We start from the raw sequence: 21,085 nt of genomic DNA, 5'->3' as shown, positions 1-21,085 counted from the left end.
CACACATGCCCAACGAACGCAGCTACGAGACCGCCCTCGAGCGCAGCAACCAGATCAGCGCGGACCTCGCGCAGCACCCCCAGAACTACACCATGCTGACCGGCGACCGGCCGACCGGCCGTCTGCACCTGGGCCACTACTTCGGCACGCTCAAGGGCCGCGTCGAGCTCCAGAACATGGGCGTCAACACGAACGTGCTGATCGCCGACTACCAGGTCATCACCGACCGCGACACCACCGAGCACATCCAGGACAACGTCTACAACATGGTCATGGACTACCTCGCCTGCGGCATCGATCCCGACAAGACGATGATCTACGCGCACTCCGCCGTGCCGGCGTGCAACCAGCTCCTGCTGCCCTTCCTCTCGCTTGTGTCCGAGGCCGAGCTGCAGCGCAACCCCACGGTCAAGGCGGAGATGGAGGCCTCGGGCCACGAACTGACCGGCCTTCTGCTCACCTACCCGGTGCACCAGGCCTGCGACATCCTGTTCTGCAAGGGCAACGTCGTGCCGGTCGGCCGCGACCAGCTGCCCCACATCGAGCTCACCCGCCTCATCGCCCGCCGCTTCAACAACCGCTACGGGCGCGTCTTCCCCGAGGTCGACGCCCTGCTGTCCGACACGCCGCTTCTGCCCGGTCTCGACGGGCGCAAGATGAGCAAGTCCTACGGCAACGCCATCTCCATCTCCATGACGGCCGAGGAGACGGCGAAGCGCATCAAGAAGAGCCAGACCGACTCCGAGCGCATGATCACGTTCGACCCCGAGAACCGCCCCGGCGTCTCGGGCCTGCTGTCCACGGCCGCCATCTGCACCGGCCGCTCCGAGGTCGAGATCGCCGCCGAGATCGGCATGGGCGGCTCCGGCCAGCTCAAGAAGTACGTGACCGAGGCCGTGAACAGCTACTTCGCCCCCATCCGCGAGCGTCGCCACGAGTTCGAGAACGATCTCGGCTACGTGAAGGACGTGCTCGCCGAGGGCAACCGCCGCGCCAACGAGATCGCCGAGGCGACGCTCGCCGAGGTGCGCGAGGCCATGGGCATGGTGTACTAGCGCACCTGCAGTCACCGGTTTCTGACCCCGCCATGGGCATCTCTTCATGGCGGGGTCCGCGATGCATCCCGTCAGGATCGAGAGGTTGAAGGAGCAGCCGATGTACCGGCTTATCGCAAGCGACATGGACGAGACCTTTCTCGGCGAGGGGCACCGCGTGCCGCCCGCGAACCTCGAGGCGCTCGCCCGCATGCGCGAGATGGGCATTCTTTTCGTCCCGAGCTCGGGCCGCCCCTACTCCTCCATCATGGACAGCCTGTCCGGTATCGACCCCGCGCTGCTGCAGGGCAGCTACGTCATCTCCTACAACGGCGGCTTCATCAACCGCTACGGTGACGATCGCCCGCTTCTGCGCACGGTGATGGACCGCGCGAGCCTCGAGCAGCTGTACCGCTACGCCGTCGAGCACCGCATCTGCATGCATGTCTACACCGAAAGCGGCCGTATCTTCACGCAGTTTCTGAACGAGCTCGAGCGCGGCTACATCGCCAACCTCGCGGGCATCGAGGAGCTCGGCGACGACCAGGACGCCCTCGCGATGGCGGGAGGCGAGGAGTTCCCCAAGATCATCTTCATGGACCCCGATTTCGACGCCGTCAAGCGCCTGGGCGAGCGGCTCCGCCCCTCACTCGATCCCGAGCTCGTCGATATCACGCACTCCTCGAACCGCTACGTGGAGTTCGTCCCCCACGGCGTCAACAAGGGTACGGGCCTCGCCCACCTCGCCGCCATGCTCGGCATCGATATGGCCGAGACCGTCGGCGTGGGCGATTCCGCAAACGACCTGGCCATGATCCAGGCGGCGGGCCTGGGCGTGGGGGTGGCGAACGCCTCGGACGACATCCGCCCCGCCTGCGACCTCATCCTCGACGCCACAGCCGACGACGGGGCCTTTCCGGAGCTGCTGCGCCGCATATCCTGACCGCGACCTCGAGGAGGAACCATGCCGTCCATCCCGCCGTTTTGCACCTGCACCGACCACGCATGCGCCTGCCATCCCGCAAACCACGACCGGGGCTGCGCACCGTGCGTCGCCAAGAACCTGCACCAGCACGAGGTTCCCGCCTGCTTCTTCCGCGCCGTCTCCCCCGACAAGCTTCCCGAGGACTCAGACGACTGGTCGTGGGAGAGCTTCGCCCGCCACGTGCAGGCGCACGCCCGATAACCGCACGCGCCCGATACATGAAAGCGCCCCACCATCGACTTGGATGGCGGGGCGCTTTCATGTACAACGTTGATCGCACAGAGGGGAGGGATGCAATCAAACCCGGCGGAGAGATTATTTTTCATCGCCTGTATCTGCTCCGTCGTTGAGTTAACTATAGTAAACTGACCGGCTGAAGTCCATGACGAAGATGCTCTCCATATCCTCTTCATAAGTTAGCCATGGATAACCATTTATGAGGACCGACGATATGGGACAATTCTCGTGCAGTCTGGATGGAAAGGAGCCGGATATGGAGCGAGACGGATTCTTTGCACGCGTCTACGAGACAGTCGAGCAGATTCCCGTGGGCTTCGTGGCGACCTACGGGCAGATCGCCCGCCTCATCGGTGAGCCGCGTCGCGCGCGCTACGTCGGCTACGCCCTGCATTCGAATCCCCGTCCGGGCGAGATCCCCTGCCACCGCGTGGTCTTTGCCGACGGGCGCATCTGCGAGGGGTTCGCATTCGGCGGCCCTGAGGTCCAGCGCGCCCTCCTTGAAGACGAAGGGGTCGTCTTCCGCGACGAGACGCATGTCGACCTGAAGGCGTGCAGGTGGCCTGCGGGGCTGTAAGAAAGCACTGATCACCATCTTTCGCGCCGCGGGAACGCGCCTGGAGGCCGTCGTATCCGCCCGTGTGTGAAATCGCACCTTGGTAAAAGGTTTTACCAAGGTGCGGGGGGCGCCTCGTTTTGAATTTGGTATCAATTCGTAGGCCAGAAGGGCCACACGGGGGCGGATCGAGGGCCCCTCCCGGAGCCTACGGAATCGGCTGGCCAAAGAAACCGCAGATCACAGGCTTGTCAGATATGGCCGTTTCCATCTGTACTTCCCGATTTGATACCAAATTCATTTTCAAGAGCCATTGACCCCCTCGTTCCTGGGGTTTTGCAGTGCGGTTTTCCCACCGTGCGCATACGGGCACCGAGATCCGACCTCAGCGTGGCACCAAACGCACGTCGACTCCCCCGCTAAGGACGCTCTCCTCGCGCCGACCGCTCCACCTTTCTCCTCGTCGGCGTCGGGCCCAAGAACAGCGGCACGGCGATGCGCGTATAGAACGCGAGCCAGATCAGCGAGGCACAAAAACCGCCGATCACGTCGGAGGCGTAGTGCACACCCAAATAGATCCTGCTGATCCCGATCATGAGGATGATGAGGGAGAAGACCGCCGAAAACAGCATGCGACGGCGCCTGTCGTCCTCGTAATGCCAGACCAGCCACACGAGCAGGCCGAAAAACGCGCACGCCGCCATGGAGTGTCCCGAGGGGAAGCTGAACCCATGCTCGACCACGAGGTTGATGCCTTCGGGCCGCGGTCTCTGCACGAGCGCCTTGATGCCGAGGTTCAGCAATGCGACCAGGCCGACATTGAGCGCGCAGCACCATCCGGGGCGCTTGCCCGGCGCGAACGCCGCGATCACCAGCAGCATGGCGACGATCACCAGCGGTGTCGCCAGAGCCGAGAAGGCCTCCATGAGCGGTGTGAGCCAATCGGCGCGCAGGTGCTCCACGATCAGCCAGCGCGCGAGCGCATCGATGCGCATGAGCTCGCCTTCGAGCACCTCCGCAAGCAGCAGCATGAAGACCGCGAGGCATACGAGCACCAGCACGAGCACGCGGTTTTCAACCAACAGGGCCGCAAGCCTCTTTGCCGTGCCGTGCGTACGCTCGGCACCTTCCTGTCCGGACCCCATGCGATCCATTCGCATCTCCCCTCAACGCGTTTGCGGCATTGTACCCACCAGACCCCTCCCCTGTCCGCGCATCATCGTTCCCGCACAACGCCGCCCCGGTGCGCAGGACGCGAAGCGGCCGGTTTGACTTTTGTCCACGCGAGCCTCTATTATCGAACATGTGTTCAGTTTGAGCGATTCGAGCGGAGGAGAAACGGTGGCGAGGCGCGAAGGCGAAGACAAAACCTACCTGTGCATCGACCTCAAGACGTTCTACGCCTCCGTCGAATGCGCCGACCGCGGGCGCGACACGCTCACCTGCAACCTCGTGGTGGCCGACCCCGACCGCGGGCGCACGACCATCTGCCTCGCGGTCTCGGCCGCCATGAAGAAGCTCGGCGTGCGCAACCGCTGCCGCGTGTTCGAGATCCCCGAGGGCATCGACTACATCATGGCCAAGCCGCGCATGCGCCACTACATGGAGGTCTCCGCGCAGATCTACGGCATCTACCTCGAGTTCGTCAGCGCCGACGACATCCACGTGTACTCCATCGACGAGTGCTTCATCGATGCGACTCCCTATCTGGCCCTGTACCACAAAACCGCCCGCGAGTTCGCGCGCGAGCTCATGGACGCCGTGTTCACGCGGTGCGGCATTCGTGCCACCGCGGGCATCGGCACCAACCTGTTCTTGGCCAAGGTGGCGCTCGATATCACGGCGAAGCACGTCAACGACGGCATCGGGTACCTCGACGAGGAGCTGTTTCGCGAGCAGATCTGGCGGCATCGGCCCATCACCGACATCTGGGGCATCGGGCCGGGCATCGCGGCGCGCCTCGCCAAATACGGCGTGGCCGACCTGATGGGCGTGGCCGCGCTCGACGATGCGCTCCTGTACCGCGAGTTCGGCGTGACGGCCGAGTATCTGATCGACCACGCGCAGGGCATCGAGCCGTGCACCATCGCCGAGATCCACGCCTACGTGCCCGAGGCGACCTCCATCGCAAGCGGCCAGGTGCTGCCGCGCAACTACAGCTACCGGGAGGCGCGCACGGTGCTGCGCGAGATGGTCGACACCTCGGTGCTCGACCTCGTGGCGAAGCGCGCCGTGTGCGACGGCATCTCGCTGTACGTGGGGTATGCGAGCGATGCGCGCGACCTGGCGCGGATCGGGGCGAGCGGAAGCGCGCGGGTGACCGACAGCTGCGGGCAGGTGCGCGCGAGCACGCACGGGCTGCTGCCGGACGCCGTCTCCGCGCCGCATGCGACGCGCTCGCGGCCCGTGGCGCACGCTGCAGACGGCATCCGCGCCCGCCAGGCGGCCCGCGATCCGGACGGCGCCGCGCCAAGTGCCGTCTTTGTGGGCGAGCACGGCAAACGCACCGTGCGCGGCAAACGGGCCTACGGATATGCGGAGGCTTCGCGCAAGCTGGGGGAACGCACCAACTCGTTCAAGCGCTTGATGGCCCGCTTCGACGCGCTCTTTGACGAGATCGTCGATCCCACCCGGCCCATCAGGCGCATCAACATCGGCTTCGGGGGGCTGCTGCCGGAGGAGTTCGCGACGATCGACCTGTTCACCGACGTGCAGGCCGAGCAGACCGAACGCAACCTCGCCGAGGCGATGCTCGCCGTCCGCGACCGCTACGGGAAAAACTCCCTGCTGCGCGGCACGAGCTACAAAGACGAGGCCACCGGACGGGACCGCAACGAGCAGGTGGGAGGACACCATGCCTGATATATCGGATAGGAAACGCGTGCCCTCGCCCTGGGGGGATCTCGAGTTCACGCCCGTCGAGGACGCGGGCCGCGCCCCCTCGCTCGAGCGGGGCGACGGACGTCCCCAGCGCCGCGCGGACGGCCGGCCGCGGGCGAGCCGCGCCGCGCAGTTCATGCCGTTTGCCGCCCTGACCGGCTATTACGATCTGGTGCGGGAGCAGGAGCGCATCGTCGAGCCGCGCCACGAGCTGACCGAGGAGGAGGCCGATGAGCTGTCGCGTACCATCATGCAGGTGCGCCGCGGCGACCTGGTGCGCATCACGTACTACGATCGCGGCGGCTACAAGACGCGCGCGGGTGTCGTGAACGCCATCGAGCCCGAACGCCGGCGCCTGCGCCTCGGCACCAACACGATCCCCTTCGACGACATCTGGAAGCTCCTGCGCGCATAGGGGCGCCACGAGAGAGGGGCACAAAAGGCGCGCCCGGGTCGCATTGGCGCGACCCGGGCGCCGCATGAATCAGTCGACGGCTCTCCGATAGCGGGAAACGGGAGGCAAACGTCCCGTGTATGCCCCTAAGTGTTATCCCTTAATATGCTCACTGGGGAGCACGATCGACACCGTAGTATTCGTAGTATGTCGAACCACAACTGCACCTATAAGGAGGGGGAACCAACCCCGAACCAGAGGAGAGATACCCGATAATATGGCCACACCAACAGCACTTCCAGAGAGGCCGCGCAGTATTGCCATTAGACATCGGGGGCTTCCAAATCATTTGTCCCCCGGACGCGTCTACAAGGGCATCATCGGGGATCTCTGCGCAGCCGTCGCCGACCCCCCAGCTTCTTTTCGAGATTCTCCTCCATGATTAACCTCGTCTCTCGCAGGTTCCTCGTACCGCCCAAACACCATATTGGTTCCGGGCCACACCCCCATCCTAGCATGGCAGGCGATCACCGTCCGTCGCGACGGGAGCGAGCGCCCCGGTTCCGGGAACGGATGCGCGACACCTGTCAGATGACCCATTACAGTTTGATCACGTAGTAGCCTGCGTCGCGCACAGCCGCCTCGTACGCGGCCTCGTCAATCGGGTGTTTCGACCGCACGTGCGCGGTCTTGGAGCCGAGATCCACCGTGGCCCAGGTGCCGGCGACCCCGTTCAACGCATGGGCCACGTTGTCGGCGCAGCCTTGGCAGCTCATGCCCCCGATGGGCAGATCGATCTCATACGGGTAATGCGTCTCGTCGGTATCCGTGACCTTGACTGCCCGCACCGCGCGGCCCTCGTTGCCCTCCGTGCAGCAACTCTGCCCCCTGGTGAGGCCGCCGACCGCACGTCGAACGCCTGCGACAAGGCCGATCACGACGACGATGAACACGATGATGTTGCCCGGTGTGAAGATGTCTCCCATAGCTCCCCTTTTCCGTGCAGGACGCGCATACATGCGCAATAGACAGGCTGTCACAGCCACTATAGCGCGTTTCCGTCATAAGTTCGACAAAGTTGACTTTTTTCTTGACCTGCAGGCGGCTTCGCTATAAGTTTGCTAGTGGAAACTTTCATCAGCCGCAGGGTAAACGGGAGCAGCCATGACCAGGACCATCGATTCTCTGTCCCTCGAACGAGCCATCGTGCGCCATTGCTCGCCTACGCTCGCCGCGCTCAAGCCGGCAAGCCTTTTCACCTTCCCCGGCAACTTCGTCGACGCTCCCGACAGCCAAACGCATCGCCACGCCCTGGCGGAAGCGATAACGGCATGTGAGCAGCAGCTGGCGAGCGCCGGCATCACGGTGCGCGTGCTTGCATGGCGAACCTGCGGCGCGCTCGTCTACGTGTACCGTCCTGCCGAGCTGGCGGCCTACCTGTCCGATCGGCGCGCATCCTGCCTTCTCGGCGCCCTGGGATACGACACGGCTTCGCTCGATCGCTGCATCGGGGCGCTCGCCGGCAAGCTGCAGGCCATGGACCCCGGCCGCAGGCAGGCAGCGCGCGAAACCCCCTGCCCATGCACATCGTCCGGATGCAGCAAGGATTTCCCCCACGAGATGGGCCTGTTTCTGGGATACCCCTACGAGGACGTTGTCGGCTTCATCCAGCATCGGGGACGCGATTACCTCGCCGTGGGCATGTGGAAGGTCTACACCGACCTCGAACGCGCGCTCGAGACATTCGAGCGATTCAAGCGGTGCGCCGCAGCCAGCATGCGCGCCCACCAGAACGGCAGCAGCCTTGCGCAGCTTGCCGTCGCAATCCGGTAACTGTCCGGATCAATCCGGACCCGATAGAAAGGATACATCCATGAGCAAGATCGCAGTCATTTTCTGGAGCGGCACCGGCAACACCGAGGCCATGGCCAACGCGGTTGCCGAGGGCGCAGCATCCAAGGGAGCCGAGGTCGAGACGATCCAGGCTGCAGATTTCAGCGCAACCAACGTCTCCGGCTACGACGCTCTCGCTTTCGGCTGCCCGGCCATGGGCTCCGAAGAGCTCGAAGAGGGCGAGTTCCAGCCCATGTGGGACGACGTCAAACCCGAGCTCGGCGACAAGAGGATCGCCCTGTTCGGCAGCTACGACTGGGGCACGGGCGAGTGGATGGACACCTGGCGCGAAGACGCCGAGGACGCCGGCGCCAACGTGGTCGACACGCTCATCGTGAACAACGAACCCGATGACGAGGGCCTCGCCTCCTGCGCAGAGCTCGGAGCGGCACTCGCGTAGCATATCCGCAAAGACGCCGATCACCCGCCTCGGCGCACCATACGCCACCCCTCCTCAAGCCCTGCCGACGCGACTCACGGCAGGGCTTTTTGCGTTCCGTCAAGGGTACAATTGGACGTGACGGTCCAGACGGGTCGCCGCAGCCCGTCAGACGCGGCCCGGCATCTGAACCGAATGCAGAACAGAGAGGGGAACTATGGACGATACCAAGCGCGCAGCCCATCGCGCCACGGCGCAAACCGTCATCAAGAATCTCAAGCGCCGCAACATGGAAGGCTACTACTGCGACACCGCAGCCGAGGCAGTCGACCTGGTGTGCGGCATGATTCCCGCAGGCGACTCCGTCACCTGGGGCGGCAGCGTCACCTTCACCGAATCGGGCATGAAGGCCGCGCTTGAGGCGGGCGACTGGCGCCTGCTCGACCGCACGACAGCCACCACGCCCGAGGAGAAGCGCGAGATGTGGCGCGACCGCTCGAGCGCCGATTGGTTCTTCATGAGCACGAACGCGCTGACCATCGGCGGTGAGCTCGTCAACATCGACGGCAACGGCGACCGCTTGGCGCTGCTCGTCCACGGACCGGCGCACGTCGTCGTGCTGGTCGGCATGAACAAGCTCGTGGCCGACGTCGACTCCGGCATCAAGCGCATCCGCACGACGACCTGCCCGCTCAATGCGTCGCGCCTGCACACCGCGACCCCGTGCGAGACCAACGGCATCTGCGGCAGGTGCCATGCCGAGCGCTGCATGTGCTGCGAGACGGTCATCACCCGCCATTCCCGCCACGACGGGCGCATCAAGGTCATCCTCATCGGCGAGGATCTCGGCTACTGATATAGACATCACGGCATCAGGCATTACACGTCCTCGAAAGGAACGACTGTGAACGATTTTAGGTTCTACTCCCCCACGCGCTTCGTCTTCGGCCGCGGCGTGACCGACCGCGCAGGCGACGAGATCGCCAAGCTCGGCTTCAAGCGCGCCCTGCTCGTCTTCGGCCAGGGCTCCGTGGTCCGCACCGGAACGCTCGACCGCGTCAAGGCATCGCTGGATGCCGCCGGCGTCGCCCACGCCGAGCTCGGCGGGGTGAGGCCCAATCCCGAGATCACCTCGGTGCGCGAGGGCATCGCGCTGGCGCGTGAGTTCGAGGCGGACATCGTCGTGCCCGTTGGCGGCGGATCGGCCATGGACGCCGCAAAGGCCATCGCGCTCGGAGCCGTCTACGACGGCGATGCGTGGGATTTCTGGCGCAAGCGCGCCACGCCGACCGACCATCTGCCGCTTGCGTGCGTGGTCACCATTCCCGCATCGGGATCCGAGGCGTCCAACTCCTGCGTCATCAGCAACGACGAAGAGCATCTCAAGTGCGGCCTCAACACCGACCTCAACCGCCCCGTGCTCGCCATCATGGACCCCGAGCTCACCTTCACCCTGCCCCCGTACCAGACGGCAGCGGGCGTCACGGACATGATCGCCCACATCATGGAGCGCTTCTTCTCCGGCCAGCCCGCGGTGGACGTCACCGACAACATCGCCTGCGGCATGATCCGCGCCGTCATGGACGCCGCGCCGCGCGTCATGGAGGATCCGAAGGATTACGACGCGCGCGCGAACATCATGTGGGTGGGCACGCTCGCGCACAACGGCCTGGCGGGCCTCGGCCTGGGCGTTCCGGGCGGTCGCGACGGCGACTGGACCTGCCACGGCCTCGAGCACGAGCTGTCGGCATTCGATCCCAAGATCACGCACGGCGCCGGCCTCGCGGTCATCTTCCCCGCCTGGATGCGCTATGTCTGGCGCGAGCATCCCGAGCGCTTCCTCGCGTTCGGAGAGCAGGTGTTCGGCATCGAGCCGGTCGATCCCGCAGTCGACGACCTCTCCGATATCGACGAGGAGATCACGCCCGAGCGCGCTGTCGAGGACGCCGTCGAGGCGACCATCGACGAGCTGCAGGACTTCTTCGTCTCCCTCGGCATGCCGCGCACCCTGTCGGAATTCGGCATGACCGAAGACGACATCGAAAAGCTCATGCCCGGCCTCTCCATCAACCGCGGCGAGCTGTTCGGCTCCTTCAAGAAGCTGACGCTCGACGACGCGCGGGCCATCTATCGGAGCGCGCTGTAAGGGTACCGTCGTCGGCCATCTCAATCGCGATGCCCGTCGGAACAGGGCGGCCGGGCCTGTGCCCGCCGCCCTTTTTGCTGAGCTGCGCTATCGATATCCGTTGAGGCACTTGTCCTGCCGCCCCGACCGTGCGACGCTTATGCGCCCAAGAGAACCACCGACCGATCGCCTCCGCGCGCCCGCGGAATGAATCGGCCGGCGGCTTCCGAAGGCTCCCGAACTGTGCACATGCGTTTTTGAGGAAAGGGCTGCCATGGCATCCTTGCATCGAACAGTCACCCGCCGCGCCGTCCTCGCCGCCGGCGCCTTGATGGCGCTCAGCGCAGGATTGGGCGGTTGCGGCGGGAGCTCGGCCGCACCGCAGGGCGATCCGAGCGATGGCAGCTCCCCGAACATCTCACCGGATATAGCGGAGGTGACGGACGGCCCCGTGCAGCCGGGGCCCTCATCCACACCGACGCGACCCGAGCGGACGCTTGCCGCCATGACGCTCGAGCAGAAGGTCGCCCAGCTGTTCTGCGTGACCCCCGAGCAGCTCACCGGCGCCTCGGTCGCCACGGTCTCGGGCCCCATGACCGCCGACGCGCTCGCGCGCATCCCCGTCGGAGGGCTCGTCTATTTTTCCCACAACATCGTGGGCGACCGGCAACTGTGCGACATGCTCTCCGACGCCGACCGACTGAGCCGCGCATCGGGCGCCGGCGTGGGCGCCTTCCTGTCCGTCGATGAGGAGGGCGGCCCGCTCGTCGCGCGCGTCGCCAACTCCGGCCTGTTCGATGTCCCGACCTTCCCCAACATGAGCGAGATCGGGGCGACCGGCGACGCGTCGCGCGCGGCCGAGGTCGGATCCACGATCGGCGGATATCTCGCCGACATCGGGTTCAACCTCGACTTCGCCCCCGATGCGGACGTGCTCACCAACCCCGACAACCCCGTCATCGGCCCGCGCTCGTTCGGCAGCGAACCCCAGCTCGTCGCGCAGATGGTCGCAGCACAGGTCGAGGCGATGCTCGCCGTGGGCGTCGCGCCCTGCGTGAAGCACTTCCCGGGGCACGGCGACACCATGGGGGACTCCCATACCGGGGCGGTCTATACCGAGCGCAGCAGAGACGAGATCGAGGCCTGCGAGTTCGAACCGTACCGAGCGGCCATCGAGGCGGGCGTGCCCATGGTGATGGTCGGGCACATCGAGACGCCCAACTTTGCCGCCGACGGGCTGCCCGCCTCGCTCTCCCCCATCATGATGGGCGACGTGCTGCGCGGCGAGCTCGGCTTCGACGGCATCATCATCTCGGATTCGTTTTCCATGGGCGCCATCACGCAGCGCTTCACGCCCGACGAGGCCGCCGTGCAGTTCTTCGCTGCCGGAGGCGACATGCTGCTCATGCCGGCGGATCTCACGCTCGCCTACAACGGCGCGCTCGAGGCGATCGGAGGCGGCGTGCTGACCGAAGCGCGCATCGATGAGAGCGTGATGCGCATCTTGAACGTCAAGGACGACCTCGGCCTGCTTCCATAGGAAGGCATCCGTCCGCATCGGGGGCCTTCCGGATCCGCTTACTGCTGAAGAGCCCGAAGCCGCTTGATCTCCTCGGCGTATCCGGGAAGCTCGTTGGGCGTCTCCAGAATGAACGGCAGGTCGCGCAGAGCGGGATGCGAGACGATGCGCGCGAACACGTCGTCCCCTCCTCCGAGCTCGGCAGAGCCCAGATACCCCTCCCCGATCTTGGCATGGCGGTCCTTATGCGCCCCGCACGGGTTCTTGGAGTCGTTGATGTGCACGGCGCGCAGGCGCGGAAGGCCGATGATGCGGTCAAAGTCCGCGAGCACGCCGTCGAGATCGTGGATGATATCGTACCCGCCGTCGCTCACATGGCAGGTATCCAGGCACACCCCCAGATGCTCCGCAAGGCGCGGCGAGCGCTCCTCGACGCCCTCGATGATGGCCGCAAGCTCCTCGAATGTGCGGCCGACCTCGGTGCCCTTGCCCGCCATGGTCTCCAGCAGCACCGTGGTGCGCATGCCCTCGAACATGACCTGGCAGAGGGTCTCGACGATCAAATCGATACCGACCTCGGCGCCCTGCCCCACGTGCGAGCCGGGATGGAAGTTGTAGTAGTTGCCCGGAAGCGCCTCCATGCGCTGCAGATCCTCGGCCATCGCCTCGAGCGCGAACTCGCGCGCCCGCTCCTTTGCGGAGCAGGGATTGTACGTGTAGGGGGCATGCGCCACGAGGGGCCCGAACGCGTGCTCGTCGAGGATGCGCTGCAGGGCGGCGACATCGTCCAAGTCGAGCTCCTTGACCGATCCCCCTCGCGGATTGCGCGTGAAGAACGCGAAGGTGTTCGCTCCGATGGACAGCGCGGTGGCGCCCATGGCCTCGAAGCCCTTCGTCGTGGACAGATGGCACCCGATAGTAAGCATTCAAACTCCATTTCTCAGTCAAGACGGCGCGCCCATTGTACGCCACAACCGAAGGCGGCGGCAGGCTGGGCGGCGTCTTCCTCATCACGGTGGCCGTCGCATCTCGCCAAGCGGGATGGGTTGAAATGAACCCGTCCCCAATCAACCGCCAAGCGGGACGGGCTGAAATGAACCCGTCCCCGAGCACCCCAAAAAACGTGTATATCGAGTTTGGTGCGATTTTTAGGTGCCCTTCGCCCACATGCACCGCACCCCTCGGCATTTGCCCAGTTGTTTCCTGCGGAATTGCTGAGGGGTGTAGCGGTGGTGGAGAGATGTGCCTCAAAAATCGCACCAAACTCAGCCTACCGTCTCTGTGGGTTTTGCCCGAAGCGGATTTTTATGCACTTTCTTGACAGGAATATGCAGCAACGTCGCCTACGGCGTCGCGTGCACCCCTTCAAGCTCGAGCAGCGCCCGCTTGCGGTCGAGCCCTCCCGCGTATCCCGTGATCGAGCCGTCAGCGCCCACCACACGATGGCAGGGCACGATGATCGAGACCGGGTTGCGTCCGACCGCGCCGCCGACGGCACGCGCCGAGGTCCGCACGCCGTAGCGCCGCCCGAGCTCCTGCGCGAGCTGCCCGTACGTCGTCGTCTGCCCGTACGGGATCTCGGCAAGCAGGCCCCAGACGCGCCGCTGGAAATCCGATCCCATCAGATGGAGCCGCGGCGCCTCGTCCGGCACCTCTTTGGCGAAATACCGATCGAGCCAACAGCACGCGCCGTCGAGCGCACGACACGCCTCACGGAAGGCAGCCAGATCGCCCCCGCCGTCCTCGCCCAAACGACGGCGCGTCGACCCGAATTCGCCAAGATGCTTCTGCCCCTCGAACCACACGCCGGCAAGCCCCAGCTCGTCCGCCGCGAGCAGCAAAGGGCCCAGCGGCGAGTCGTAGGTCCGCTTCTGCATGGACATCGCTACCCCTTTCGTGATTTGGGCGCCCAGTCGCGCATGCCCGGTATGGCGCCGCCCGCGATGGCCCACAGATACAGGCTCGCCACGCTGCCATACGGGCTGTAGCGGCGCCGATACTTCGCGAACAGCTGCGGGGTGATGCGCCGATGATGGTAGAGCATCCTCATGCCGCGCTGGATGGCCAGGTCGTCAAAGGAGAGCACGTCGGGCCGCTGCAGGCAAAACAGCAAGATCATCTCTGCCGTCCAGCGGCCGACCCCCTTGAGCGACACGAGCGCCGATATCGCCTGCTCGTCGGGCAGCGCTGCGACCGCATCGAGGTCGAACGAGCCGTCCTGCACCCGCTCGGCGAAATCGAGCAGGTAATCGGCCTTGCGAAACGAGATCCCCAGAGCCTGGAGCCCGTCGCGGCCGGCGTCGAGCACATGCGCGGCGTCCACGGCACCCAGCCGCTCCCGCATACGGCCCCAGATGGTCGCCAGTGCTTTCGTCGAGATCTGCTGCCCGACGATCTGGTGCACGACCGACGAGAACAGGTCGTCATCGACCTCGCGCTCGACGGGACCGATGGCGTCGATCGCCTCGGCCAGCCGCGCGTCGCGCGACCGCAGATACGCAAGCTCGGTCTCCCCGTAGGCAAAGCAGGCCATCGAAGCCTCCGTTCACGCAGCATGCCCTAAGGAGGCACCGGTCACGTGCGTTCGCGCCGGTCGGCCCCGCGGCACGGCGGATGCGGACGAAGGTGCGGCGCGAAATGAATCGCTCGATGTCCCCCAAGGCGTCAACCTGCAACCATTGTCGCACGAAAACGCCCGCGCAGCCGCATCGGCCGCGCGGGCGCGTCCCCGTTTTCATCAAAGGTCGCCGTGTCCTCACGCCGCGCGCGTCGCGACGCCTCGGCCGCCGGTCGCGCTCTACGAGCGCTCGGCAATCTCGAGCACGAGCCGCTCGGTCTTCTCCCAGCCCAGGCACGCATCGGTGATGGATTTGCCGAACACGCCGCCGTCGATGGGCTGGTTGCCGTCTTCCAGGTAGCTCTCGACCATGAAGCCGCGCACGAGCCGGCCGATCGCCGGCGCGCGGCGAGCGGAGTCGAGCACCTCCTTCATGATGCGAATCTGCTCGAGCGGGCGCTTGCCGGAGTTGTCGTGGTTGCAGTCGATGATCGCCGCGGGATGGGCGAAGTTGTCCTCCGTGTACTTGGCAGCCAGGCGCTCCAGGTACTCGTAGTGGTAGTTGGGATAGTTGAGCCCGTCCTCACCGATGTAGCCGCGCAGCACGGCGTGGGCGAGCGGGTTGCCCGTCGTCTCGACCTCCCAGTTGCGGAACAGGAAGGTCTGCGGCTGCTGGGCCGCGTAGATGGAGTTGAGCATGACGTCGGTCGATCCGCCCGTCGGGTTCTTCATGCCCACAGGCATGGGGACGCCGGAAGCGACGAGACGATGCTCCTGGTTCTCGACCGAGCGCGCGCCGACCGCGATGTATCCGAGCAGGTCGATCAGGTACTGGTAGTTCGAGGGGTAGAGCATCTCGTCGGCCGTGAACATGCCCGTCTCCTCGACCACGCGCAGGTGCATGCGGCGAATGGCCTTGACGCCCTCAAGCAGATTGGGCGCCCCCTCGGGATCGGGGTTGTGGAGGAGCCCCTTGTAGCCTGTACCCTTCGTGCGCGGCTTGTTGGTGTAGACGCGCGGGATGATCACGAAGCGGTCGCGCACGCGGTCGGCGAGCTTGGCGAGACGCGTCACGTATTCGAGCACCGAATCCTCGCGATCGGCCGAGCACGGGCCGATGATCAGCAGGCGACGCGGATCGCGGCCGGTGAGAACGTCTGCGACCTGCGCATCGAAGTCCGCCTTCTTGCCCGCCATGTCCGCAGAAAGCGGCATCTCCTCGCGAATCTCCTTGGGGATAGGCAGCAGACGCTTGAACTTCATTGACATGGTCGGCACTCCTTTTTCACATCATCGGCAACACATATAGGGGCGATTATCCCCTGCCCCAACCGTCGCGGAAAGTCCCCTTGACGCACGAAATCGAAATGTTAATAATTCTCTTCCCCGCAACCGCATACCTGCGGCGTTCGACCGCTGGGCAATCACCCTGTTTCCGATTGGTTACCGCTTGTTCGACACCACGCGGACCGGCGCGTGCCTCGGGTACAACCATGTGCAGGCAGGCACTACGGACATGAAAGGGCATCTTCATGGATACCAATCAGTTTGAGATCCACACCAACGCCGTGCGATATGTTGACCCCGAAGGGACCGTGCTCGCCGAGGTGACGTTCCCCGCCGAGGACGGCAGCGTGGTCAACATCAACCATACGTTTGTCGACGAGTCGCTGCGCGGCCAGGGCATTGCCGGCAAGCTGCTGGAAAACGTCGCGCAGGAGCTGGAGGAGACCGGCCGCCGCGCGCACGCGACGTGCAGCTACGCCGTACAGTGGTTCGAGAAGCATCCCGAGCGGGCATCGCTGCTCGCGTCGTAGGCGCATCCGGCTCGAACGCACGAAGGCGCCGCCGCGCAGCTTGGCTGTGCGGCGGCGCCTTCGTGCGCGGCGGCTGCGGGCGGGGCTCGGGCGTCCTCCCCAGATTCGCTACAGCAGGGCAAGCGCCAGAAGAACCGTCAGGAACGCCACGTTCCACGCCGTGAACATCACGAGGTAGCGGCCCTTGTGGGCGGGTAGCCACAGCGCGAGCTGCTTGTAGGAGATGAGGCTCGCCATGGAGGCGATGAGCGTGCCCAGCCCGCCGATGTTCGTGCCCACGATGAGGGCCGGAAGGTCGGATGTGAAGCCCGACAGCAGGATCGCCGTGGGCACGTTGGAGAGCACCTGGCTCGCCACGACGGACACGATGAGCTCGTGGCCGGCGACCACCGACGCGATGAAGGCGTCGATCGCTTCGATACGGCCCATGTTGCCCACGAAGACGAAGAACGCCACGAAGGTCACGAGCAGGCCGTAGTCCACGTGCGCAAGCGCACCGCGGTCCGCCACGGCGCCCACGAGCAGGGCGACGGCCACCGGAACACCCACGGGCACGACGTGCGCCACGGCAAGCAGCGAGACGGCGAACACCGCCACCCACGGCACGATACGCGCCGGCGCGAGCGCATCCGGCTCAGCCGTCGCGGTGACGGGCGCACGGCCGCGACGGGCGTCCGCAAGCTCCTCGATGCCGTCGCGCTTGAGCGCCTGGCCCGCCACCACGATCACGATAGCGAGCATCACGAGAGCTGCCGCCGCATACGGGGCGACGAGCAGCATGAAGTCGGGCAGCGGCATGCCCGAGACCGAATACAGGTAGAGGTTCTGGGGATTGCCGACCGGCGTCAGCATGCTGCCCACGTTGGCGGCGATGGTCATCATCACCACGGTGAAGCAGGTGAGCTTGGGCGAGCGCAGCGAATCGAGCGCCAGCAGCGCCAGGGGCACGAAGGTCACGAGGGCGACGTCGTTCGTGATGAACATGCTCGAGAAGAAGGCCAGCAGCGTGAGCGCCAGGATGAGCGGGCGCGTACCGCGGATGGCCGCGAGCAGGTGCCGGCATGCGACGCGGAACACCCCCGCGCGCGAAAGGCCGGTCATGGCGGCCATGAGGCTGAACAGCAGCCCGATGGTATGCAGGTCGACATAGTCGGCATAGCCGGCATCGGGCGGCACCGCCGCGCACGACGCAAGCGCGAGTACCGTCGCGATCGCCAGCACCGGATCTTTGCCCACAAGCGAGCGCAGGCTCCTGATTCGCCTTCTTACCGCCGCCACGAATGCCCTCCTTCGAATCGTCCTCGGCGCCCCTTTCGCCAAGACGGCCAGATGGAGTATAGCGGGATATGCGCGCCCGCAGCATCACCCGACCAAATCCATACGCGCAGCGAACAAACTTGGCCTCTCCCGGCTACGTCCCCAATGAGGCCAACAATGGCGCCATTGGGGACGTAGCCGAAAGAGGCCAAGAGCGAGGGCTACATGATGAGCATGGCGTCGCCGAAGCTGAAGAAGCGGTAGCGCTCCTTGATGGCCTCGGCGTAGGCATCCATGATCTGGTCGCGCGTGGCGAGCGCCGACACGAGCATCATGAGCGTCGAGCGCGGCACGTGGAAGTTCGTGATCAGCGCGTCGACGACATGGTAGGTCGACCCCGGCATGAGGTAGAGGTTCGTCGTGGCGTCCGCACGCACCGTGATGTCGCCGCGGCCCAGCGTGTCCGCACCGTCCTCGCGACCCTCGAAATAGCGTGCGACCACGGGCGGCTCGGACGCGGGCGCCTCCGCATCGAACGCGCTCTCCAGCGAGCGCACGGCCGTGGTACCGACCGCGATCACGCGGCGGCCGGAAGCCTTGGCCTCGTGCACGGCGTCGATGACCTCGGCCGGCACATGGTAGCGCTCGGTGTGCATGACGTGCTGCGTGGGGTCGTCCTCCTCCACCAGGCGGAACGTGTCGATACCGACCTCGAGCTCCACGGCCACGAACCTGGCGCCCTTCGCCTCGATGCGCTCCATGAGCTCAGGGGTGAAGTGCAGGCCGGCCGTAGGCGCCGCCGCGGAATGCTCCTCCTTCATGGCGTACACGGTCTGGTACTTCTCGGGATCGCCCTGGTAGTCGGTGATGTAGGGAGGCAGCGGCACATGGCCCGCGGCATGAATCGCCTCGTCGAGCGTGCGGGGCGCCCCCTGCGCGCTCTCGCCCTGCGGGGTGAACCGGACCAGGCGGCCGCCGCGGCTCTCGGGCACGAAGTCGACGACCTCGCCCGTGAGCACGACCGGCGCCGTCTCGGGCGCGTGCAGGCCGCCCGCGCGGTACTCGATCACCGCCCCCGGCTTCAGGCGCTTGCCGGGGTTGACGAGGCACTCCCACACATGGCCGAGCGCATCGATGTCCTCGCGACGGCGCAGCAGCAGCGTCTCGGCCACGCCGCCCGTCTTGGCCTTGCGCCCGATCAGGCGCGCCGGCATGACGCGCGTCTTGTTGATGACGAGCACGTCGCCGGGCTCGATATAGTCGATGATGTCGCGGAAGACCCTGTGCTCCACGGTCCCGCCGTGGGACAGGGCGATGCGCCCGTCGCCTTCCCGCGTCTGTCCGCGGCGGTCGAGCACAAGCAGGCGGCAGCTGTCACGCGGCTCGGCCGGGGCCTGAGCGATCAGCTCTTCGGGCAGGTTGTAATCGAAATCATCGGTTCGCATGGGATGAAAGCTTTCTTCTTGCAGCCGTATCGGATACGGCGGATGACCAACGTTGCTATCCTAGCGCAACGCACGGCGGGGCACAGGCCCTCCCCCATATCCACGCAGGCGCTGCACATGGGAGCGGATGCGATGCGCCGCGAGCCCTGCATCGTGCAAATCGGGGACGTACCTGCTGCGTGCAAAAATGCACGCAGCAGGTACGTCCCCGATTTGCATGCCAGGCCACCCGTTAAGATGGCCCGGTCGGCGTCCTCCTAGAACGTCACGTTGCCGAACTCCGAGAGCTCGAGGTCGGGGTTGTGCTCAAAGGCCCAGTCGACGTTCCACGGGCTCGTAAACAGCAGCAGCTTGCCGCCGCGCATGTCCTCGACGCGCAGCGTGTCGCGCGTGAGGTTCAGGCTCTTGATGTCGACCTGGCCGGGCTCGTTGGCGATCCAGCGGATGTCGGTGTAGCCGAGGGGCTGGCGGCGCACCTCGACATGGTACTCGCTCTTCAGGCGCTGCTCGAGGACCTCGAACTGCAGCTCGCCGACCACGCCCACGATCACGCTCTCCATGCCGGCGCCGAGCTCGCGGAAGATCTGGATGGCGCCCTCTTGGGCGAGCTCTTCCATACCCTTCACGAACTGCTTGCGCTTGAGCGTGTCGACCTGCGACACGCGCGCGAAGTGCTCGGGCGCGAACGTGGGGATTCCCGCGTACTGCACGCGGCACGAGGTACTGCAGACGGTGTCGCCGATGGAGAACATGCCCGGGTCGAACAGGCCCACGATGTCGCCGGCATACGCCTCGTCCACCGTCGCGCGGTCATCGGCCATCATCGCCGTGCCCGTGGCCAGCTTGATCTTGCGGTTGCCCTGCATGTGCCACGCGTCCATGCCGCGCTCGAACTTGCCCGAGCAGATGCGCACGAAGGCGATGCGGTCGCGGTGGTTCTTGTCCATGTTGGCCTGGATCTTGAACACGAAGCCCGAGAACGCCGAGGTCTCCGGCTCCACCGGCTCGCCGGTGAGCGCGTCGGTGTGGGCGGACGGCGCGGGCGCCAGGCGCAGGAAGTCCTTCAAAAACGGCTCCACTCCGAAGTTCGTGAGGGCCGATCCGAAGAACACCGGCGAGAGCTTGCCGGCGCGCACGGCGTCGAAATCGAACTCGTCGGCGGCGCCGTCGAGCAGCTCGATGTCGTCCATGAGGTTGCGGTGGTTCTCGGCGCCGATGAGCTCGTCGAGCGCGGGGTCGCCGAGCTCCGCCTCGATCTCGTTGACCTTCTTGGACGCGTTGGCGCGCCCGTCGCCCTCGAAGGCCAGCACGTGGCGGCTCGCGCGGTCGAACACGCCGCGGAAGTTCTTGCCGTTTCCGATCGGCCAGTTCATCGGACACGTGCCGATGCCCAGCACGTTCTCGATCTCCTCCATGAGCTCGAACGGGTCGCGCGTCTCGCGGTCGAGCTTGTTCACGAACGTGAAGATGGGGATGCCGCGCAGGGCGCAGACGCGGAAGAGCTTCACGGTCTGCGCCTCGACGCCCTTGGCGCCGTCGATGACCATGACCGCGGAGTCCGCCGCCATGAGCGTGCGGTAGGTGTCCTCGGAAAAGTCCTGGTGGCCCGGGGTGTCGAGGATGTTCACGCAGCAGCCGCCGTAGGTGAACTGCAGCACCGACGAGGTGACCGAGATGCCGCGCTGCTTCTCGATGTCCATCCAGTCGGACACCGCGTGCTTGGCGCTGCTCTTCCCCTTGACCGAGCCGGCCGACTGGATCGTGCCGGTGTACAGCAGCAGCTTCTCGGTCAGCGTGGTCTTGCCCGCGTCCGGGTGCGAGATGATGGCGAAGGTACGGCGCGACGAGATCTCATCGGCGATGCTTGGCATGGGCTCCCCTGTTCTGCGGCCGCGGTGCTCGACGGCGGCCCCTCATATGCGTTTGACCTGAGCCATTGTAGCCGCAAGCGCCCCGACACACGAGACGTCCACGCGAAAACCGCCGGCCGAGCGGCGGCGCGCCCCG

Annotated in this window: 21 protein-coding genes; 12 read left to right on the top strand and 9 right to left on the bottom strand. The window is 65.8% G+C overall.

Annotated elements, in window-relative coordinates; translation table 11 throughout:
* The first annotated feature begins 5 nt into the window (after positions 1-5).
* The 4 genes from trpS to QVN30_RS08710 all read left to right on the top strand — a co-directional run bounded on the left by trpS (position 6) and on the right by QVN30_RS08710 (position 2,833).
* Positions 6-1,055 (top strand): tryptophan--tRNA ligase, encoded by a 1,050-nt coding sequence (trpS, locus tag QVN30_RS08725; protein WP_066833641.1) that lies wholly within the window; start codon positions 6-8, stop codon positions 1,053-1,055.
* 100 nt (positions 1,056-1,155) lie between these two features.
* Positions 1,156-1,977, top strand: coding sequence for a Cof-type HAD-IIB family hydrolase (locus QVN30_RS08720; protein WP_289836100.1), 822 nt, complete (start codon positions 1,156-1,158; stop codon positions 1,975-1,977).
* 21 nt (positions 1,978-1,998) lie between these two features.
* Positions 1,999-2,220, top strand: coding sequence for a DUF6485 family protein (locus tag QVN30_RS08715; protein WP_289836099.1), 222 nt, complete (start codon positions 1,999-2,001; stop codon positions 2,218-2,220).
* A gap of 292 nt (positions 2,221-2,512) precedes the next feature.
* Positions 2,513-2,833, top strand: coding sequence for an MGMT family protein (locus QVN30_RS08710; RefSeq protein ID WP_204539059.1), 321 nt, complete (start codon positions 2,513-2,515; stop codon positions 2,831-2,833).
* Between the two features lie 398 nt (positions 2,834-3,231).
* Here QVN30_RS08710 and QVN30_RS08705 read toward each other — a convergent pair whose 3' ends face one another.
* Entirely contained in the window at positions 3,232-3,966 is a 735-nt protein-coding gene (locus QVN30_RS08705) for a phosphatase PAP2 family protein (RefSeq protein WP_289836098.1), read from the bottom strand.
* Between the two features lie 187 nt (positions 3,967-4,153).
* On the opposite strand from QVN30_RS08705, the gene QVN30_RS08700 reads away from it, so the two are divergent.
* Positions 4,154-5,674, top strand: coding sequence for a Y-family DNA polymerase (locus QVN30_RS08700; RefSeq protein ID WP_289836097.1), 1,521 nt, complete (start codon positions 4,154-4,156; stop codon positions 5,672-5,674).
* Positions 5,667-6,107: a YolD-like family protein gene (locus tag QVN30_RS08695; protein WP_289836096.1), complete on the top strand. Its 441-nt coding sequence runs from the start codon at positions 5,667-5,669 to the stop codon at positions 6,105-6,107. Before QVN30_RS08700 ends, QVN30_RS08695 begins: the two co-directional genes overlap by 8 nt.
* Before the next feature lie 578 nt (positions 6,108-6,685).
* On the opposite strand, the gene QVN30_RS08690 is transcribed toward QVN30_RS08695, so the two are convergent.
* Positions 6,686-7,072, bottom strand: coding sequence for a heavy-metal-associated domain-containing protein (locus tag QVN30_RS08690; RefSeq protein ID WP_289836095.1), 387 nt, complete (start codon positions 7,070-7,072; stop codon positions 6,686-6,688).
* Positions 7,073-7,250: 178 nt separating this feature from the next.
* Here QVN30_RS08690 and QVN30_RS08685 point away from each other — a divergent pair, with 178 nt between their 5' ends.
* The 5 genes from QVN30_RS08685 to QVN30_RS08665 all read left to right on the top strand — a co-directional run bounded on the left by QVN30_RS08685 (position 7,251) and on the right by QVN30_RS08665 (position 12,023).
* Positions 7,251-7,919 (top strand): DUF3793 family protein, encoded by a 669-nt coding sequence (locus tag QVN30_RS08685; RefSeq protein WP_289836094.1) that lies wholly within the window; start codon positions 7,251-7,253, stop codon positions 7,917-7,919.
* A gap of 40 nt (positions 7,920-7,959) precedes the next feature.
* Positions 7,960-8,379 carry a flavodoxin gene (locus QVN30_RS08680; protein WP_204564457.1) on the top strand — a complete coding sequence of 140 codons (420 nt, stop codon included), beginning with the start codon at positions 7,960-7,962 and terminating at the stop codon, positions 8,377-8,379.
* 196 nt (positions 8,380-8,575) lie between these two features.
* The gene (locus tag QVN30_RS08675) at positions 8,576-9,214 is read left to right on the top strand and encodes a lactate utilization protein (RefSeq protein WP_289836093.1); all 639 of its coding nucleotides are present in this window, start codon (positions 8,576-8,578) and stop codon (positions 9,212-9,214) included.
* Positions 9,215-9,262: 48 nt separating this feature from the next.
* Entirely contained in the window at positions 9,263-10,504 is a 1,242-nt protein-coding gene (locus QVN30_RS08670; RefSeq protein WP_289836092.1) for an iron-containing alcohol dehydrogenase, read from the top strand.
* A gap of 253 nt (positions 10,505-10,757) precedes the next feature.
* Positions 10,758-12,023 carry a glycoside hydrolase family 3 protein gene (locus QVN30_RS08665; RefSeq protein WP_289836091.1) on the top strand — a complete coding sequence of 422 codons (1,266 nt, stop codon included), beginning with the start codon at positions 10,758-10,760 and terminating at the stop codon, positions 12,021-12,023.
* A 38-nt stretch (positions 12,024-12,061) separates the two neighbouring features.
* Here QVN30_RS08665 and QVN30_RS08660 read toward each other — a convergent pair whose 3' ends face one another.
* From QVN30_RS08660 to QVN30_RS08645, 4 genes are all read right to left on the bottom strand, one after another.
* Entirely contained in the window at positions 12,062-12,928 is an 867-nt protein-coding gene (locus QVN30_RS08660) for a deoxyribonuclease IV (protein WP_289836090.1), read from the bottom strand.
* A 417-nt stretch (positions 12,929-13,345) separates the two neighbouring features.
* The gene (locus tag QVN30_RS08655) at positions 13,346-13,885 is read right to left on the bottom strand and encodes a methylated-DNA--[protein]-cysteine S-methyltransferase (RefSeq protein ID WP_289836089.1); all 540 of its coding nucleotides are present in this window, start codon (positions 13,883-13,885) and stop codon (positions 13,346-13,348) included.
* A gap of 2 nt (positions 13,886-13,887) precedes the next feature.
* Complete coding sequence (locus QVN30_RS08650) at positions 13,888-14,535, bottom strand: DNA-3-methyladenine glycosylase family protein (RefSeq protein ID WP_289836088.1); 648 nt, start codon at positions 14,533-14,535, stop codon at positions 13,888-13,890.
* A gap of 264 nt (positions 14,536-14,799) precedes the next feature.
* Complete coding sequence (locus QVN30_RS08645) at positions 14,800-15,828, bottom strand: 3-deoxy-7-phosphoheptulonate synthase (RefSeq protein ID WP_066833670.1); 1,029 nt, start codon at positions 15,826-15,828, stop codon at positions 14,800-14,802.
* Positions 15,829-16,091: 263 nt separating this feature from the next.
* Here QVN30_RS08645 and QVN30_RS08640 point away from each other — a divergent pair, with 263 nt between their 5' ends.
* Positions 16,092-16,376 (top strand): GNAT family N-acetyltransferase, encoded by a 285-nt coding sequence (locus QVN30_RS08640; RefSeq protein WP_204570212.1) that lies wholly within the window; start codon positions 16,092-16,094, stop codon positions 16,374-16,376.
* Positions 16,377-16,484: 108 nt separating this feature from the next.
* Here the strand turns inward: QVN30_RS08640 and QVN30_RS08635 are convergent, their stop codons facing one another.
* The 3 genes from QVN30_RS08635 to QVN30_RS08625 form a co-directional block, all read right to left on the bottom strand.
* Positions 16,485-17,654 carry an SLC13 family permease gene (locus tag QVN30_RS08635; protein ID WP_289836087.1) on the bottom strand — a complete coding sequence of 390 codons (1,170 nt, stop codon included), beginning with the start codon at positions 17,652-17,654 and terminating at the stop codon, positions 16,485-16,487.
* Between the two features lie 200 nt (positions 17,655-17,854).
* Entirely contained in the window at positions 17,855-19,078 is a 1,224-nt protein-coding gene (gene queA / locus QVN30_RS08630; protein WP_289836086.1) for a tRNA preQ1(34) S-adenosylmethionine ribosyltransferase-isomerase QueA, read from the bottom strand.
* Positions 19,079-19,335: 257 nt separating this feature from the next.
* A complete protein-coding gene (locus QVN30_RS08625) occupies positions 19,336-20,949 on the bottom strand; it encodes a peptide chain release factor 3 (RefSeq protein WP_066833678.1) in 1,614 nt (537 codons plus the stop codon).
* Between the last annotated feature and the right edge of the window lie 136 nt (positions 20,950-21,085).

Source organism: Collinsella ihumii (assembly GCF_030385545.1).
GTDB classification, from domain to species: domain Bacteria; phylum Actinomycetota; class Coriobacteriia; order Coriobacteriales; family Coriobacteriaceae; genus Collinsella; species Collinsella ihumii.
Note: the sequence above shows the minus strand (reverse complement) of the source record. Positions and strands in the feature narration are given on the sequence as shown.